16 protein-coding genes are annotated in these 16,036 nt (G+C 57.2%); 6 read left to right on the top strand and 10 right to left on the bottom strand.

Going from position 1 to position 16,036, the window contains the following annotated elements:
* The first annotated feature begins 20 nt into the window (after window positions 1–20).
* The 4 genes from U9O48_RS00410 to U9O48_RS00395 all read left to right on the top strand — a co-directional run bounded on the left by U9O48_RS00410 (window position 21) and on the right by U9O48_RS00395 (window position 4,277).
* Window positions 21–1,409, top strand: a complete 1,389-nt coding sequence (locus U9O48_RS00410; RefSeq protein WP_285151087.1) for a glycoside hydrolase family 1 protein — start codon at window positions 21–23, stop codon at window positions 1,407–1,409.
* 6 nt (window positions 1,410–1,415) lie between these two features.
* On the top strand, window positions 1,416–1,718 hold the full coding sequence (locus U9O48_RS00405) for a PTS lactose/cellobiose transporter subunit IIA (RefSeq protein ID WP_142503674.1): 303 nt from the start codon (window positions 1,416–1,418) through the stop codon (window positions 1,716–1,718).
* A gap of 144 nt (window positions 1,719–1,862) precedes the next feature.
* A complete protein-coding gene (locus U9O48_RS00400; protein WP_285151043.1) occupies window positions 1,863–3,242 on the top strand; it encodes a carbohydrate porin in 1,380 nt (459 codons plus the stop codon).
* A 132-nt stretch (window positions 3,243–3,374) separates the two neighbouring features.
* Window positions 3,375–4,277: an EamA family transporter gene (locus U9O48_RS00395; protein WP_282492105.1), complete on the top strand. Its 903-nt coding sequence runs from the start codon at window positions 3,375–3,377 to the stop codon at window positions 4,275–4,277.
* Here U9O48_RS00395 and nepI read toward each other — a convergent pair.
* From nepI to ivbL, 10 genes are all read right to left on the bottom strand, one after another.
* The gene (gene nepI / locus U9O48_RS00390) at window positions 4,271–5,461 is read right to left on the bottom strand and encodes a purine ribonucleoside efflux pump NepI (protein ID WP_282492106.1); all 1,191 of its coding nucleotides are present in this window, start codon (window positions 5,459–5,461) and stop codon (window positions 4,271–4,273) included. The two genes, U9O48_RS00395 and nepI, sit on opposite strands and share 7 nt — an antisense overlap.
* 186 nt (window positions 5,462–5,647) lie before the next feature.
* Entirely contained in the window at window positions 5,648–6,100 is a 453-nt protein-coding gene (locus U9O48_RS00385; RefSeq protein WP_103950148.1) for a DUF1198 domain-containing protein, read from the bottom strand.
* 91 nt (window positions 6,101–6,191) lie between these two features.
* Entirely contained in the window at window positions 6,192–7,730 is a 1,539-nt protein-coding gene (locus U9O48_RS00380) for a phosphoethanolamine transferase (protein WP_285151044.1), read from the bottom strand.
* A 196-nt stretch (window positions 7,731–7,926) separates the two neighbouring features.
* A complete protein-coding gene (gene uhpT, locus U9O48_RS00375) occupies window positions 7,927–9,318 on the bottom strand; it encodes a hexose-6-phosphate:phosphate antiporter (protein WP_285151046.1) in 1,392 nt (463 codons plus the stop codon).
* A gap of 137 nt (window positions 9,319–9,455) precedes the next feature.
* Window positions 9,456–10,784 carry an MFS transporter gene (locus U9O48_RS00370; RefSeq protein ID WP_324723274.1) on the bottom strand — a complete coding sequence of 443 codons (1,329 nt, stop codon included), beginning with the start codon at window positions 10,782–10,784 and terminating at the stop codon, window positions 9,456–9,458.
* A 9-nt stretch (window positions 10,785–10,793) separates the two neighbouring features.
* Entirely contained in the window at window positions 10,794–12,293 is a 1,500-nt protein-coding gene (gene uhpB, locus U9O48_RS00365) for a signal transduction histidine-protein kinase/phosphatase UhpB (RefSeq protein WP_285146258.1), read from the bottom strand.
* On the bottom strand, window positions 12,290–12,883 hold the full coding sequence (gene uhpA / locus U9O48_RS00360; RefSeq protein ID WP_285146259.1) for a transcriptional regulator UhpA: 594 nt from the start codon (window positions 12,881–12,883) through the stop codon (window positions 12,290–12,292). The genes uhpB and uhpA overlap by 4 nt, the downstream gene beginning before the upstream one ends.
* Before the next feature lie 136 nt (window positions 12,884–13,019).
* Window positions 13,020–13,307, bottom strand: coding sequence for an acetolactate synthase small subunit (ilvN, locus tag U9O48_RS00355; protein ID WP_282494034.1), 288 nt, complete (start codon window positions 13,305–13,307; stop codon window positions 13,020–13,022).
* A gap of 3 nt (window positions 13,308–13,310) precedes the next feature.
* On the bottom strand, window positions 13,311–14,999 hold the full coding sequence (ilvB, locus tag U9O48_RS00350; protein ID WP_282494035.1) for an acetolactate synthase large subunit: 1,689 nt from the start codon (window positions 14,997–14,999) through the stop codon (window positions 13,311–13,313).
* Window positions 15,000–15,102: 103 nt separating this feature from the next.
* Window positions 15,103–15,201 carry an ilvB operon leader peptide IvbL gene (ivbL, locus tag U9O48_RS00345; protein ID WP_100778255.1) on the bottom strand — a complete coding sequence of 33 codons (99 nt, stop codon included), beginning with the start codon at window positions 15,199–15,201 and terminating at the stop codon, window positions 15,103–15,105.
* A 269-nt stretch (window positions 15,202–15,470) separates the two neighbouring features.
* Between ivbL and U9O48_RS00340 the strand changes: the two genes are divergently transcribed.
* Window positions 15,471–15,635, top strand: a complete 165-nt coding sequence (locus U9O48_RS00340; RefSeq protein ID WP_324723273.1) for a hypothetical protein — start codon at window positions 15,471–15,473, stop codon at window positions 15,633–15,635.
* An 89-nt stretch (window positions 15,636–15,724) separates the two neighbouring features.
* Window positions 15,725–15,814 carry a type I toxin-antitoxin system toxin TisB gene (gene tisB / locus U9O48_RS00335; RefSeq protein ID WP_282494036.1) on the top strand — a complete coding sequence of 30 codons (90 nt, stop codon included), beginning with the start codon at window positions 15,725–15,727 and terminating at the stop codon, window positions 15,812–15,814.
* Window positions 15,815–16,036: the final 222 nt, after the last annotated feature.

Below are 16,036 nucleotides of genomic sequence, written 5' to 3'. Positions count from 1 at the left end.
TAAGTCAAAGAGGACGCATGATGAAGTATTCATTTCCCGAACACTTTTGGTGGGGCAGCGCCAGCTCGGCGCTGCAAACCGAAGGGGAAAGCCTGGGCGGCGGCAAAGGAGTGACCACCTGGGATCACTGGTTCGCCCATCAGCCAAACCGTTTCCATCAGGGTGTGGGGCCGCAGGATACCTCGACCTTTTATCAGAACTGGAAAGCGGACATTCAGCTGCTTAAGCAGCTGAACCACAACAGCTTTCGCACCTCGATTAGCTGGGCGCGCCTGATCCCCGACGGTGTCGGTGAAGTGAATCCGCAGGCGGTGGAGTTCTACAATCAGGTCTTCGACGAACTGCTCGAGCAGGGCATCACGCCGTTCATCACCCTGTTCCACTTCGACATGCCGATGGCGATGCAGGAGATCGGCGGCTGGGAAAACCGTGACGTGGTGGCGGCCTACGCCCGCTACGCGCAGATCTGCTTTGAGCTGTTCGGCGATCGCGTCCTGCACTGGTTTACCTTTAACGAGCCGATCGTTCCGGTGGAAGGCGGGTATCTGTACGACTTCCACTATCCGAACGTGGTGGATTTCCGCCGTGCGGCGACCGTGGCGTATCACACGGTGCTGGCCCATGCTCAGGCGGTGCGCGCCTTCCGCGCCGGGCATCACGCGGGGGAGATCGGCATCGTGCTGAACCTGACACCGTCCTATCCGCGCTCGCAAAGTCCACAGGATCGGAAAGCCGCGCATTATGCGGATCTGATGTTCAACCGCAGCTTCCTCGACCCGGTTCTTCGCGGTGAGTATCCGGCGGATCTGGTGGCACTCCTGAAAGCCTACGATCAGCTGCCTGCCTGTCAGCCCGAAGACAGCGCGTTGATTGCCGAAGGGACTATCGACCTGCTCGGCATCAACTACTATCAGCCGCGCCGCGTGAAGTGTCGCGACAGCGCGGTGAATCCTCAGGCGCCGTTTATGCCGGAGTGGTTCTTTGATAATTACGAGATGCCAGGGCGCAAAATGAACCCGTACCGCGGGTGGGAAATCTACGAGCCGGGTATTTACGATATTCTGGTTAATCTGCGCGAAAATTACGGCAACCCGCGCTGTTTTATTTCTGAAAACGGCATGGGCGTCGAAAACGAGCAGCGTTTTATTGAAAACGGCCAAATTAACGATCAGTACCGTATCGACTTTATTTCCGAGCACCTCAAATGGGTCCACAAAGGAATTAGCGAAGGCGCAAATTGCCTTGGCTACCATATGTGGACATTTATTGATAACTGGTCATGGTGTAATGCGTATAAAAACCGCTACGGATTTATCCAGCTGGATTTAACCACGCAGCAACGCACCATTAAGAAAAGCGGGGAGTGGTTCGCCGCCACCTCGTTAAATAACAGCTTTGATAAAGAGTAATGAATGATGATTGCATTAGAAGACGCCGTAATGGAAATTATCGTCAACGCCGGTCAGTCGCGTAGCCTGTGCTTTGAAGCCCTGCACGCGGCCCGGCAGGGCAACCTCGACGAAGCCAAAAGCCTGCTGCGCGAAGCCGATGGCTACGCGCGCCAGGCGCACCATATGCAGACCAAACTCATCGAACAGGACGCGGGCGAAGCCCGCCAGCCGATGACCTTAATTATGGTGCACGCCCAGGATCATTTAATGAATTCACTGTTAGCCCGTGAATTGTCCGAAGAGATTATTCATCTCTACCAGAGATAATAAAGGGAGATACCGTTACGTTAAATTAGACCCTCTGTACCACTAAAAATATAAATCAACTTCTTCTGATGATAGCGACATATTCTGTCAAATCGGAACGGGCTGGTTATTGTCTGAATAAAATGTAAATTAATAGAGATGACAATGAATATTATTAAAAAACTTCCATTAACAATGGCGGTTATCGCCGCGCTTTGCCCAATTTCTGTCCTCGCACAAGATTTTACGCAGGAGCAAATTGACGCCATTGTGGCTAAAGCGGTGGATAAAGCCCTGGCCGATCGCCAGGCAAAAATGGACGCCGCGGTGGCGAAAAAAGTGGACGTGGTGACCGAGCCGCAAAGCGCCGCGCAGTCCCCGGATCTGGCGATTCCGTTTGGCGTTAAATTTACCGGCTATGCCCGCTACGGCGCGCACTTCCAGGCGGGCGATCAGAAATATGTCGCGGTCGACGGTTCCTACAACGGCGGCTCGGCGATTGGTCGTCTGGGTAACGAAGGCAACGGCGGCGAGTTCCAGCTCTCCAAAGCCTTCAAGGGCGACAACGGCGCGATCTGGGATATCAACGTGATGATCGACCACTGGGGCGACGAAGTTAACCTGAAAAAGGCCTACGCCGGGGTGACCAACATTGTGGCCTCTAACCCGAACGCCTATTTCTGGGCCGGGCGTGACTTCCACCAGCGTCCGCAGCAGGGCATCAACGACTACTTCTGGATGAACCACGACGGCCAGGGTGCCGGGGTGAAAAACTTCGACATCGGCGGCGTGCAGTTTGATGTGGCGACCGTCGCGGCGGTGGAGTCCTGTAACCCGGAAGTGGAAAACGACGGTTCTAACCCGTCGCGCATCTCCTGTACCGGCGGCTCCGGCACCGGCGATAAGGGCAACTACGCGGCGACCTCTAAAATCCACGGCATGAAAGTCGGCCCGCTGGATCTGGAAATCTATGCCAACTACGGCTTCGATTCGAAAGCCATCGAGAGCGACGATCGCCTGAAAGCCTGGCAGGGCGGCGTGGTCCTGAGCCACACCAACGACAGCGGCGTGAACAAAGTGATCGCCCGCTACTCGGATAACTCAGACAACAGCGTGTTCAACAAAACCGAAGACCTGACCACGGTTTACGCCAGCTTCGAAGGGCTGCATAAGTTCACCCAGCAGACCCAGGTGGAGTACATCCTCGCCTTCCACGACTATGACAACAGCCGCGACAGCACCGACAACCGCAAAAACTACAACGCGATTGTGCGCCCGATGCACTGGTGGAACGACGTTCATTCGACCTGGCTGGAAGCGGGCTGGCAGCATGTTGACTATGACAACGGCGGCGATAACAAAGGCTGGAAGCTGACCCTGTCGCAGAACATGTCCATCGCCATGGGCCCGGAATTCCGTCCGATGCTGCGCTTCTACGTGACCGGCGGCAAGGTGGATAACGAACGCACTGCGCGCGTGAACGGCACCGACGACCAGACGTTCGACGACTTTAACGTTGGGGCGATGTGGGAGGCGTGGTTCTAAAACCGTGCTGTCATTTGCCGGGTGGCGCTGCGCTTACCCGGCCTACTATTTTCGTAGGCCCGTGCAAGCGCAGCGCCGCCGGGCAATGCTCCCATGATATGCTAGAAAAAAAACGAGCATGCAGGGGAGAACATGGGTTCCACAAAAAGAGGGATGCTGAATGTCTTGATCGCCGCCGTGTTATGGGGCAGTTCAGGGGTTTGCGCGCAGTACATCATGGAGAAGAGTCAGATTTCCTCGCCTTATCTGACCATGATTCGTCTGCTGTTTACCGGCGTGATTTTACTGACGCTCTCTTTCGTCCACGGCGACAAGATTTTCTCGGTCATCAGGCATCGCAAAGACGCCATCAGCCTGCTGGTTTTCTCACTGGTTGGCGCGCTCACGGTGCAGCTCACCTTCCTGCTGACGATTGAAAAATCCAACGCCGCCACCGCGACGGTCCTGCAGTTTCTCTCCCCGACCATTATCGTGGCCTGGTTCGCGCTGGCGCGAAAAAAACGGCCCGGGATTTTTGTCCTCGCGGCGATTTTGACGTCGCTTATCGGCACGTTTTTACTGGTGACCCACGGCGATCCGACGTCGCTATCCATCTCTCCGGAAGCGCTCTTCTTTGGTATCGCCTCGGCCTTCGCCGCCGCGTTTTACACCACCTATCCGTCGACGCTGATCGCCCGCTACGGCACGCTGCCGATTGTCGGCTGGAGTATGTTGATTGCAGGACTGATGCTGACGCCGTTCTACGCCGGGCGCGGCACCACCTTCGTGATCGACGGCAGCCTGCTGCTGGCCTTCTTCTATCTGGTGGTGATCGGCACGGCGCTGACCTTCAGTTTGTATCTGAAGGGCGCGCAGATGATTGGTGGACCGAAGGCGAGCATCCTGAGCTGCGCCGAACCGTTGAGCAGCGCCCTGCTATCGGTGCTGCTGCTGGGTGTGGCCTTTACCCTGCCGGACTGGCTGGGGACGCTACTGATTGTGTCGTCGGTGGTGCTGATTTCGATGGATTCACGCAGACGCGTTCAGGCTCACTGAGCCTTTACTTTCCCTGCCACCAGCAGCGCGGTCAGCAGCATCAGCGTGCCGGATAAGACCAGCGGCGACAGCAGCCCCAGATTATCCAGCGCGTAGCCGCCGATCGCCGCCCCGCAGGTGTTCGCCAGCTGAATCACCGCCACCTGAATGGAACCCGCTTTTTCCGCCTGATCGGCCAGAGAGCGGGTGATCCACGTTGACCAGCCTACCGGGACCAGCGCAAACGCAAAGCCCCAGATAATCGCAATCGCCGACGCCACCCACTTATCGCTGCCCCACAAAATCAGCACCACGGCGCTGACCGCCAGCACTAGAGGCGCCCCCGCAAGAGCAATCTTGAGCGAGCGTTTCAGGAACTGTGCAGAGAGCGACGTGCCGACAAAACTCGCAATACCGAAGCTCAGCAGCACCAGCGTCAGGCCATCGACGTCAAACCCGGCCATGGTCATAAATACCGGGCGAATGTAGGTGAAGAAGGCAAACTGACCCGCAAACGCCATAAAGATGGCGGTCATCCCCGCCATCACACCGGGGCGTTTCAGCAGGCTGAACATATTCTGTTTGTGATGCGCCGCTTCGCCAGGCAAGGACGGCAGCGCTTTCCACACCCAGAAAATGCACAGAATGCCCATGATCGCTGCGCCGTTGAAGACGTTACGCCAGCCGATAATCCCGCCCAAAAAACTGCCCAGCGGGGCGGCGATCACCAGCGCAATCGACACCGCACCGAAAATCACCGAGAGCGCTTTCGGCACTTTGCGCGCAGGCACCAGGCGCATGGTGAGCGAGGCCGACATCGCCCAGAACCCGCCCAGCCCCAGGCCCAGACAGGCGCGGCCCAGCAGCAACAGAGTAAAGTTATCGGCAAACGAGACCAGCACGCAGGAGAGGGTAAGCAGCACCGCGAACAGGATCACCACCTTGCGGCGGTCGATGGTTCCGATGACCTGGGTGATGAACAGGCTGGAGAACATGGCGACAAACGCCGTGACGGTGACGGACTGGCCCGCCACGCCTTCGGAAATCCCGAGGTCCTGGGCCATCGGCGTCAGCAGGCTCACCGGCAGAAATTCCACGGTAATCAGGCAGGCGACGCAAAACGCCACGGCGAAAACCGCCGACCAGTTTGGTCGCAGCACCTCACTGGTGTGAGTCGTGGGCGTGGAGTGGATCTGTTCTGTCATGGCGTCACCTGAGGATAAAAACGTGCGGGAAAGTCGCGCAGTTTATCATCATAACTGTGACGGATTTAACGTTTTGACAACTTTTGTGGGTTTTTGTGCCCGGTGGCGCTGCGCTTACCGGGCCTACAGGACTTGTAGCCCGGTGCAAGCGCAGCGCCGCCCGGCAGAAAGCCGCAATGTGGTGAATTAGTGCAGGAAGAACACGCCCCCTTCCGGCAGGAAGAGCTGGTTATAGCGCAGCTGGAAGGCGTTGAACTCCTGCGGGTCCGGCTCCATCTCGCGCATAAAGCCCAGCGTCAGGCGGATTTGCGCGTCGGTGATGGGCGCTGCCAGGCGCGCTTTGCGCAAAATCCGGTGCCAGGCGTGCAGGTTCTCTTCGCTGCCATCGACGATGCAGACCTGCCAGATCAACAGCACCTGCGCGGCGTTTTGCAGATGAGCCTCGTCCGGTCGCTCCAGATAGCGGATAAACTCATTGCCTGCGGTTTTGCCAAACTGGTCAATCATCGACTCCAGCGGCACCGGCGTAATCCCTAAGCGTTCGCTCAGTCGCTTGATAGCGCGGCGCGAATCGGACGTCAGAATGCGAAACCCGACAACAAACACCACAACCAGGGTGGCCAGCATTATCCAGACCATGCGCTCTCCTTAATGTAAGCCGCTCATGATATCGGGAAACGCGTGGGGCTGACAGCGGACAACGCGAGAAACTCAGTCGCAAAAGAGCCCGCTAATACAGTGCTTCTTCTCTGGGCAGTGCGTTATAGGGAACGCGTGTTCCGTCTTTCTTCAAAACAAGACGCTCTTTGCGACAAACCTCTTCCGAGTACAAATTGCACTGAACATCAGTAGAAGTCTCATTGATACCCACCAACTGAGTAATAAGGGGGATCAGATCGAAACCTGAGCGCGGCGCGGTGATTTTCTCACTCTGTTTACTGCCTGAAGTTGTCACGAAAAGCGGGACATCATAATCATTTTGATACCTGTCCGAGTGCTGCTGACGCTCCTCGTTTGTCCCTTTATCCACAACCCTAAGCCCATGATCGGCAAAGTACATCATTGCCCAACTCTGAGAATTTTGGCCGAGCATCCCATAAACGTGGCTGAGCAACGCGTCGGTATTCTTGATGCTCTGGACGTAGCAGGATTCTTCTTTCGACCGGAAGAACGTATCGTACTGGCCAGAGGTACGAACACAGGCCATTGGATGTGAACCCATCAAGTGTATAAATATCGCTTTTTTCCCTTTACGGTTTAGCGCTTCTGACACCAGAGGGAGCATCTTCTCATCCGGGCTGTAAAGAAACTTGTTCGAAGAACCATTCTTCACAAAATGGAACTCATCCGCCTGCTTTCCTGCAAGCGAGACAGGGCTGTCAGCGCCACCATATATCCCCTGGTTGGAAATCCAGTTAGTGTGATAACCGCGTTTACTGAGCAATCTGACAATACTGTTGTTATATTCTATTTTCCCATTTTTAAATCGATACAATGAATGGGTTAAAGATAATACTGTTGCAGGGCCGCTTGAAATATAGTTAGTAAAAATGATTCCGGGTATTGCTTGCATAAATGATGTGTCATTTATCGGAAAACCATATGCTGACATAAAATCCCGCCGCACGCTTTCCCCGATGATAATCACCACCGTATTATAATTCCCCCCATGAATATCATCACCCCAATCATCAGGTATTTTCATGTTGTGTTGATAAAACGCTTTATCCGCATTGACCTGATTGTAAGCATTGCGAGCATCACTGACGAATCTGATCGGCGGGTAATGTGAATCAAGAAGTGAGAATTGACTTTCCTGATATGCAGCCTTAATAGGAATGCTGAAAAAACAAATAATACTCAGTAGCGAAAGGATGCGTGGCAGTACAAATGTTGTTTTTTTTCTTAGCAGACAACATGATGCAGCAGAGAACAGAATTGACACTGCAATCAACCACTTCCACACCGAAATAGACATGAGAAACTCTAAGGTTTCGGCTTTGTCTGTGTAAGCCACGGAAGTCATGGCATTCAGATCTGGAGGACCAAAGGTTAAGCCAACTGGACAATACAGGAAGGCTATGACTGCCCCTAATATAATTGCTGAGAAATATACAATTTCATTCCTGAATGTCAGGGTTAAAATAAATGTAAAAAAGCTATATGCCACCGCCGGGCCATATCCGAAAGCGGAGTTGAAAAGAAACGAAAACACCATGCTCGCAAGAATGAACATGCCTGTAGAATTGATATTGCCACGCAACGACATCGAGACTCGCCCCAGAGATAATGAAAACCTCTGACCAAACTAAAGCCAATAAGGTTCTTCCTTGAATTTTTAATTTTATTGAAGATTTGGAGATATTGCTATTTATTAAATACCTCTTAGCTCGTTGGTATTTCCCAGACTCCTGAACCAAAAAAGCCCGGCGCTAAGCCGGGCAAAAAGTTACCTGCACAATCCATCAAGCTACTTTCAATTTCTGAATCCGTTTTTCGCGGCGAATTTTGCGCTCTTCCATCACTGCGACCATCGCCATCAGGCAGATGCAGGCGATAGCGGCGGCGTCGAGCGCGGCGAAGGTGCCCGCCCAGCCGGTCAGGCCGAAGACTGGCGTGCCGTCGGCGATCATCCCGAGACCCAGTTTGGCGAAGCTGTCACCGATCAGATACGCGAAGGTGCCCTTAATCCCATCGGCAGCGCCGATCGCTTTTTTCGGCACAAATCCAACCGCGGCAACACCGATCAGCAGCTGCGGGCCAAACACCAGGAAGCCGAGGGCGAACAGGGACGCGAGGTAGACGTACTGGTTGCTGGCGTGCTGATACACCCCTAACGTCGCGATGATCAGCGCCAGCGCCACGCAGGCCACCAGCGCACGACGGCCGTTCGCCAGATCCGAGAGCCAGCCCCACAGCAGCGTGCCCACCAGCGCGCCGACTTCAAACAGCGTAAAGCCCTGAATCGCCACCTCTTTGGAGAGTTTCAGCTCCTGGAAGGCATACACGGTGGACCACTGGTCGATACCGATACGCACCACGTACAGGAAGATGTTAGAGAAGCACAGCAGCCAGATGACTTTGTTTTTCAGCACGTACTCAACAAAGATCTGCCATTTGGTCATCGACTCGTCTTCGGCCTCTTTATCCTCTTCGCTCAGCTCTTCGCCAAACAGCTCTTCCGCTTTGCCCAGACCGTAGGATTCCGGGGAGTCGCTGCCGTAGCGCAGGCCGATGAAGCCAACAATCAGGGCGATAATCGACGGGAAGATAAACATGCCGATCACGTGGCCGTCGAACAGGAAGTTGGCACCGAACAGCGCCACGCCTGCCGCACCCGCCCCACCGAGGTTGTGGGAGATGTTCCACATGCCGAGGTAGGTTCCGCGCTTGCGGCGCGGCGTCCATTTGGTGATCGTCGAGTAGCTGCACGACCCGCCGGTACTCTGGAAGAAACCGCTCAGGGCGTAGAAAGCGATCATCATAAACAGGCTGACGGAGCCCGCGCCCATGCTGGCGCTGAAGCCGAGCATACAGATGGCGGAGAGGATCAGCATAAACGGCAGGAACTGCTTGGTGTTTTTACCGTCGGCGTAATAGGAGACCAGGGTTTTGCCGACACCGTAGGTGATGGAGAAACCGAGGCCAATCATCCCCAGCTGCGTCATGCTCAGCCCGTAGGTGGAGATCATGTCGTTCTGGGCGATGTTAAAGTTTTTGCGGATCAGGTACATGGTCAGGTAGCCGATGAAGACCACCAGGTAGGACTGCATGAACGGCTTGAACCACATTTTGCGCCGCATCTCGAGCGGCAGATCCAGGGTCGGCTTGCGCACCTGGTTGAGAAAGGCCAGCATCAAAAACTCCTGATAGGAATACCTGCGAATGGCAGGCATTGTAAAAATCAGCAGTCGCGTTGGCCTGAGACAGCGTCCAGGCGAAACCGGGAAAATTTCCTAGTTTTGCCCCACTCGGGGCAAAAAGGTGAGGCGTATCACGCTTCGTGAGTCTCGCGCGGCGCCTGGGCGTTCAGAAACGGCAGCAACAGCAGAGCAGAAATCCCCGCCGCGATGGCGATCACCGCGAAAAATCCGCTCCAGTGCCAGATGTCGATCACCCGCGCCAGCGGCCAGCCGGAGAGGGACGCGCCGAGATAGGCAAACAGGCCGACAAACCCGGTCGCCGCGCCCGCCGCCTCTTTATGCGAACACTCCGCCGCCGCCATGCCGATCAGCATCTGCGGGCCAAAGACGAAGAATCCGGTGGTGAAGAAGCACGCCGCCTGCATCACGTAGCTGGCGAACGGCATCAGCCACAGGGAGCCGACGGAGAGCAAAATCCCGGCGGCAAAAATCAGGTTCATCGGGCCGCGGTTACCGTTAAACAGTTTGTCCGATCCCCAGCCCGCCACCAGCGCGCCGATAAATCCGCCCAACTCAAACATCGTCACCGCCGAGTTGGCGGTCACCAGGTCGACGCCCAGGGTCTCGGACATATACAGATTGCCCCAGTCGTTGATCGCCGCGCGCACCACGTAGACCAGCACGTAACACAGAGAAAGCAGCCAGATGTACGGGTTCAGCAGCACGTATTTGGTGAGGATCTCCTTGCGCGTCAGGCCTGCGCCTTCCTGCTGCTGGGCGATCTCCATCTCGTCATGACGCCAGTCACCCACCGGCGGCAGACCGACGGTTTCAGGCCGGTCGCGCAGGCGCCAGCACAGGAACAGCCCGGCGAAAATCGCCAGCGTTCCGGCAATCATCATCCCGGCGCGCCAGCCGTAGTGCAGCGCAGCCGCGCCCACCATGATGGGGATCAGCGCTCCGCCGACGTTATGGGCGGTGTTCCAGATCGCCCACCAGCCGCCGCGCTCGTTGCGGGAGTACCAGGCGGTGAGCAGGCGTGCGCAAACGGGCGCGCCCCAGCCCTGGAAAAAGGCGTTCAGCGCCCACAGCAGGGCGAAGGCCCAAAGCGAGGTGGAAAAACCGAACAGGATATTCACCACGCCCGTGGCGATCAGCCCCAGCCCCATGAAATACCGGGCGTTGGAGCGGTCGCTGACGATCCCGGAGAAGAATTTCGACAGTCCGTAGGTGATGTAAAACAGCGTCGCCAGCAGGCCGATGTCCGTGCGCGTCATTACACCGCTGGCGAGGATTTCCGGCGCGGCGGCGTTGAAACTTTTGCGGGTGAAGTAGAACAGGGCATAGCCGAGCCAGATGGTGGTCAGGATGTGGCGTCGCCAGTAGCGGTAGCGGGCGTCGATCTCATGCTTGTCGCCTATCGGCGCGGCGCTGGCGGGCGTTTTCAAAAAGGTAAACATCGTCGGTCCTTACGAGTAACGCAGCGGCAAATTCACGCTGACGCGGGTGCCGTGAGTGCAGGAGATCGTCAGCGTTCCACCGAGCGCCGTGACGCGCTCGCGCATGCCCGCCAGGCCAAAACCCTGCTGGCCGGAGCCGGGCGGCAGGCCGCAGCCGTCATCTTCGAGAACCAGCATCAGGCGGTCGTCCTGCTGCCAGCCCTGGAGCGTGACCGCGCTGGCGCTGGCGTGTTTGACGATATTGTTCAGCCCTTCCTGACAGACGCGGAACAGCGTCACGCGCTGGCTTTCGCTCAGCCCCGACTCATCGATCGCCCAGTCGATGTGGCTGACGATGCCGCGATCTTCCAGCTCCATCTCGCGCATCAGGGAACGCACCGCCTGCTCAAGGGAGAGATCGTCGAGCTGGCGCGGGCGCAGTCGGCCCAGCAAACGACGCACCGAATCGTACACCCCAAGCGAAAGCTGTTCGATATGCGCCCCGCCCTGGCGGACGCCGATATTTTCCGGGGCCAGGCGCTGGACAATCCCCGCCTGAGTGCGGATGGCGGTGATGGTCTGGCCGATATCGTCGTGCAGCTCGCGCGCCACTTCCTGGCGCACGCTCTCTTCGGTTTCCAGTAAACGCTCCGCCAGACGGCGGTTGCGTGCCAGCTCGTTTTGCAGGGACTGGTTCAGCTCGCGCAGACGCTGGATCCCCGCCCCCAGCAGTAGCCCGGTCAGGCTTTGCGCCAGCAGCGAGAGGAGTAAATCGACGGGGTGATCGTGCCACGTCTGGCTGGCAATCAGCGCGATGGCGTTCATCAGGGTGGCGATCAGCGCCCCCTGCCAGCCGTAGTGCCAGGCCAGGGCGATAATCGGCAGCGCCAGGCAGAATGGCGTAAAACGGGAGAGTTCCGCAGGCAGCCCGAGCTGTAACCACAGGCTGACCACAAACAGCAGCAGATACCAGATGAGATGCCGCGCGCGCCAGTTCACCGGCTGGGAGACCAGCGCCGGGCCGAGCGGTTGCCAGACGGTGCTGGTGAGATAGTGCCAGATCACGAGGCAGGTCGGGGCCAGCGTCAGCCCGCCGGTGAGGGTCAGCAGCAGGGCCGTGAGAGTGTCGGGTTTACCGATCCACGGCAGGGATTGCAGCAGCGCGGCGGCGATCAGCGCTGCGCCCTGACGCAGCAGCGTGCGCCAGTCGCGCTGATGGCGATAGCGGGAGATCAGCGCCACCGGGAGCAGCGTCAGCACACCTCCGATCATCAATAAGGGGAGATGCGCCAGCGCCACTTCCTGCGCCAGCCATACCAGCATGATCCACTCGGCGCCGAGCAAAACTGGCCAGTAGCCGCGCGGACATTGCAGCATCAGCCCCAGACGCAGACCGAACGGGAACAGCAGCACCGCCAGCTCCGGGCGCTCGACCAGATGCAGGCTGATGCTCCACAGACAAAACCAGGCGGCGGAGAAGATAAAAAAGCTGGCGACGACGGAGACCAGTCGCGAGAAATACGGGCTCATTGCCAGCCGTCAAACATGCGGCGGGCCAGCTCAACGTCGTTGCTGACGCCGAGTTTTTCCATCAGATTGGCGCGATGAACGTGAACGGTTTTCGGCGACAGGCCCAGCTCGACGGCGATCTCTTTCACCGCCATCCCCTGCGCCAGTTTTTCCGCCACCTGCCGCTCGCGTTTGGTCAGCGGGTCCTGGCGTCCGGCGGCGAGTTTGATGGCGATGTCGGGGGTAAGATAGCACCCGCCCGTGGCGACGGTGCGCACGGCGGAAATGAGTTCATCGGGACTACAGCGTTTGGAGAGAAACCCGCGCGCTCCGGCGTTGAGCGCCTGTTCGACCAGCGCCGGGCTGTCGTGCACCGAGAGCATGATCGTCGCCATCCCTTTCGGCAACTGGCTGAGCAGCTCAAGCCCGGAGAGGTCCGGCATCGAGATATCGCAAATGCACACCTGCACCCCACGCCCCGGCAGTCCGGCCAGCGCCTCGCGGCCTGAACCGAATTCAGCTACCACCTGAAAATCGGACTCCAGGCTCAGCAACTGGGCAAAACCGGAGCGGACGATAAGATGGTCGTCGATAAGGGCGATGGTGGTCATGTGGGTGTCCTGATGCCTGAAAGCGCCTGATGGCGCTGCGCTTATCAGGCCTACATCGGCAATGTCCAGCGCAGTGCTTTACGGCAAAGCCGCCTACCTTAACGATAAGCGCGCTGCCGTTCAAGCCTTGAGCGATTTACTCAAAAAACACCGCAATTTTATTAAACATGGTCGGATCGGACTGGTTGCGCACCACTTGGGTGACGTCTTCCAGTTTGTCGATTTGCGCCATCATCTGCTCCAGGCGCTGGTCGTCGTTCACCAGTAGCCAGATGCGGCTCTGATCGCTGCCCTGAATCGGCAAACATAGGATGCCTTCGACGTTAAACGCGCGGCGGGCGAACAGGCCGCAGACGTGGGTCATGACGCCAGGGTGGTTGCGGACGGTGAGTTCGAGAATGACGTTATCGTATTGTTTCTGCATGGCTTATTCTCCCACCATCTCAGTATTGGCCGCACCCGGCGGGACCATCGGATACACTTTTTGTTCTGGGTCGATGCGCACGTGGATCAGCGCCGGGCCCGGACGGGAAATCGCCTCCTGCAGGGCGGCCTGAGCGTCCTCAGCGGCATTTAAATCGCAGGTGTGCAGGCCAAAACCGGCGGCAATCTGCATGAAATTGATCGTTCCCGGATAGGTCGCCGCAAACACGCCCTGCTTGTAGAACAGGCTCTGCTGCTGATGCACCAGGCCCAGCGCTTCGTTGTTCATCAGGATGATTTTCACGTCGAGCTGGTTTTCCGCCGCCGTCGCCATCTCCTGAATATTCATCATCAGGCTGCCGTCACCGGAGAAGCAAATGACCTTGCGGTCCGGATTCGCCAGCGCCGCACCCACGGCGGCAGGCAGGCCGAAGCCCATTGTCCCCAGGCCGCCGGAGGTCAGCCACTGGCGCGGACGGTTCAGCGGGTAGGCCTGAGCGGTCCACATCTGATGCTGGCCGACGTCGGTGGTGATAATCGCGCTGTCGTCCACGCAGGAGGCGACGGCGTTAATCAGGCCGTAGTGGCTCAGCGGATCGCCTTCGGTCGGTATAGCGCTCGGGAACTCCTGCTGCAGCTGAGCGACCAGATCGCGCCATTCGGCGTTGTCGGTGGCGTGGGTTTGCGGGATCAGCTGGGCCAGCACTTCGCCCACGTCGCCCTGAATCGCCACGTGCGGCTGTTTGATTTTACCCAGCTCGGCGCGGTCGATATCGACGTGGATAATTTTCGCGTTCGGGCAGAACTGCTCGGTTTTGCCAATCGCCCGGTCATCAAAACGTGCGCCGAGAACGATCAGTAAATCAGATTCTTGCAGAATAAAGTTGGTGCTGCGCGCGCCGTGCATCCCCAGCATACCTAATGAGAGTGGGTGCGCTTTCGGCAGCATACCCAGCGCCATCAGGGTCATGGTGGTCGGCAGATTGGCTTTTTCAGCGAATTCACGCACCTGTTCAGAGGCGTTAATCGCCCCGCCGCCCAGATAGAGCACCGGGCGAATCGCTGCGTTGATCATCGCGGCGGCGTCCTGCACGCTCTGGGCGCTGAATTCCGGCGCGGGCGCGCGGTCACCCGGCTCCGGGAAGGTCTCGATGTCGATTTCAGCGGTTTGCACGTCCTTAGGAATGTCTATCCACACCGGGCCCGGGCGACCGGATTGCGCAATGCGGAACGCATCGGCGATCACCTGAGGTAACTCGGCGATATCGCGAACTAAATAGTTGTGCTTGGTGATGGGGATAGAGATGCCGTAGGTGTCGACTTCCTGAAACGCATCGGTGCCGATCATCGACGAGGGAACCTGGCCGGTAATGCAGATCAGCGGGATGGAGTCGAGGCGCGCGTCGGCGATGGCGGTCACCAGGTTGGTGGCGCCCGGTCCGCTGCAGGCCATACAGACCGCGGGTTTGCCCTGAGTTCGCGCCATGCCCTGGGCGATAAATCCGGCCCCCTGCTCGTGGCGTGCCAGCACGTGGCGGATCTGCGTGCTTTGACTCAACGCGTCGTAGAGCGGCAGAACCGTGCCGCCCGGAATGCCCGAAACGATGCTGATGCCCTGACGTTCCAGTAAGTGAACGATTAACTGCGCGCCGGTAAAACGCGTCTTGCCAGATGTTGTGCCCGAACTTGCCATGCTCCAGTCCTTTTGTTCTGAGCCGACTTTCCGGGGAGGTTTAAACTAAAAACCCCGCCGGTTTGCGCCGGCGGGGTTTTGGATTCGTGTGTTGATCCAGTCCCTACGGCGCATTGCCGACGACCACCACCACACGTACGACGACCACTGCGGCAGGTTGCGCAGTTTTTAGTAGGGTCGACGCCATCATGGAAGTTGTCATTGAGGACCTGTGTTTAGAATCATTGATAGAATTTATACAAACACAGGATTCAGAGCCTGACAATGGAAATATTTTCATCCACCTGAATTTGCGTCAGGGATCACGTTTCGTTTGTCGAATGATGAAAACAAAAAACCCCGCCGGAGCGAGGTTTTTTTTCAGGGTTTGCGGTTGGTTTCCGCGAACACACTGTGTTACGTCAACGCAAGAAGTATACGCGATCGGCCACGAACGCGCAATTTTAGGCTTCTTTTTTGATGAATCTGAGTATGGATCAGCCCGCCGATTTTGTCGATAAAATACTGTTCATGCATCCAGTATTTATCTATACTGATTTTGTTCGCAGTGAGTTACGGGGGCCGCAAGCAGTACACCGGCGCAACGAAGTCCTGGCTGAAACGGGTGGTGCCGTCAGTGCCTTAACCCCCCAATGAGCACACTGTGTTACGTCAACAAAGGTGCTGGCAACAGGCGGCGGAGAGGTACGCCAGCATCGTGCTCCTTCTGCCAGAAGGAGGCGCGTATGGGCGTCGTGGATATGGTCATTCTTATCCTGAAACTCATTGTTGCGGTACTGCAACTGCTTGATGCCGTCCTGAAATACCTGCGGTAATTCAGGTTCAAGTCGCACCAGAGAGGGGCGGGCAACCGCCCCTCTTTAACACCTGCACAGTGGCAACATAAGTTGCCGAGATCGTTTACAAATCCTGCCTGCTTTCGCTCAACCATTCACCTCAGAGATGCTTAATTTGTCATCTCATTGTGGTAGATTCCTCGCGCATTTATGGGAATGCGCAGTCACTTATTCTTTATTTCTCTCTTTTTGCAAAAGTAT

Origin of the sequence: Lelliottia sp. JS-SCA-14, from assembly GCF_035593345.1 — a bacterium.
GTDB classification, from domain to species: Bacteria; Pseudomonadota; Gammaproteobacteria; order Enterobacterales; family Enterobacteriaceae; genus Enterobacter; species Enterobacter wanjuensis.
Note: the sequence above shows the minus strand (reverse complement) of the source record. Positions and strands in the feature narration are given on the sequence as shown.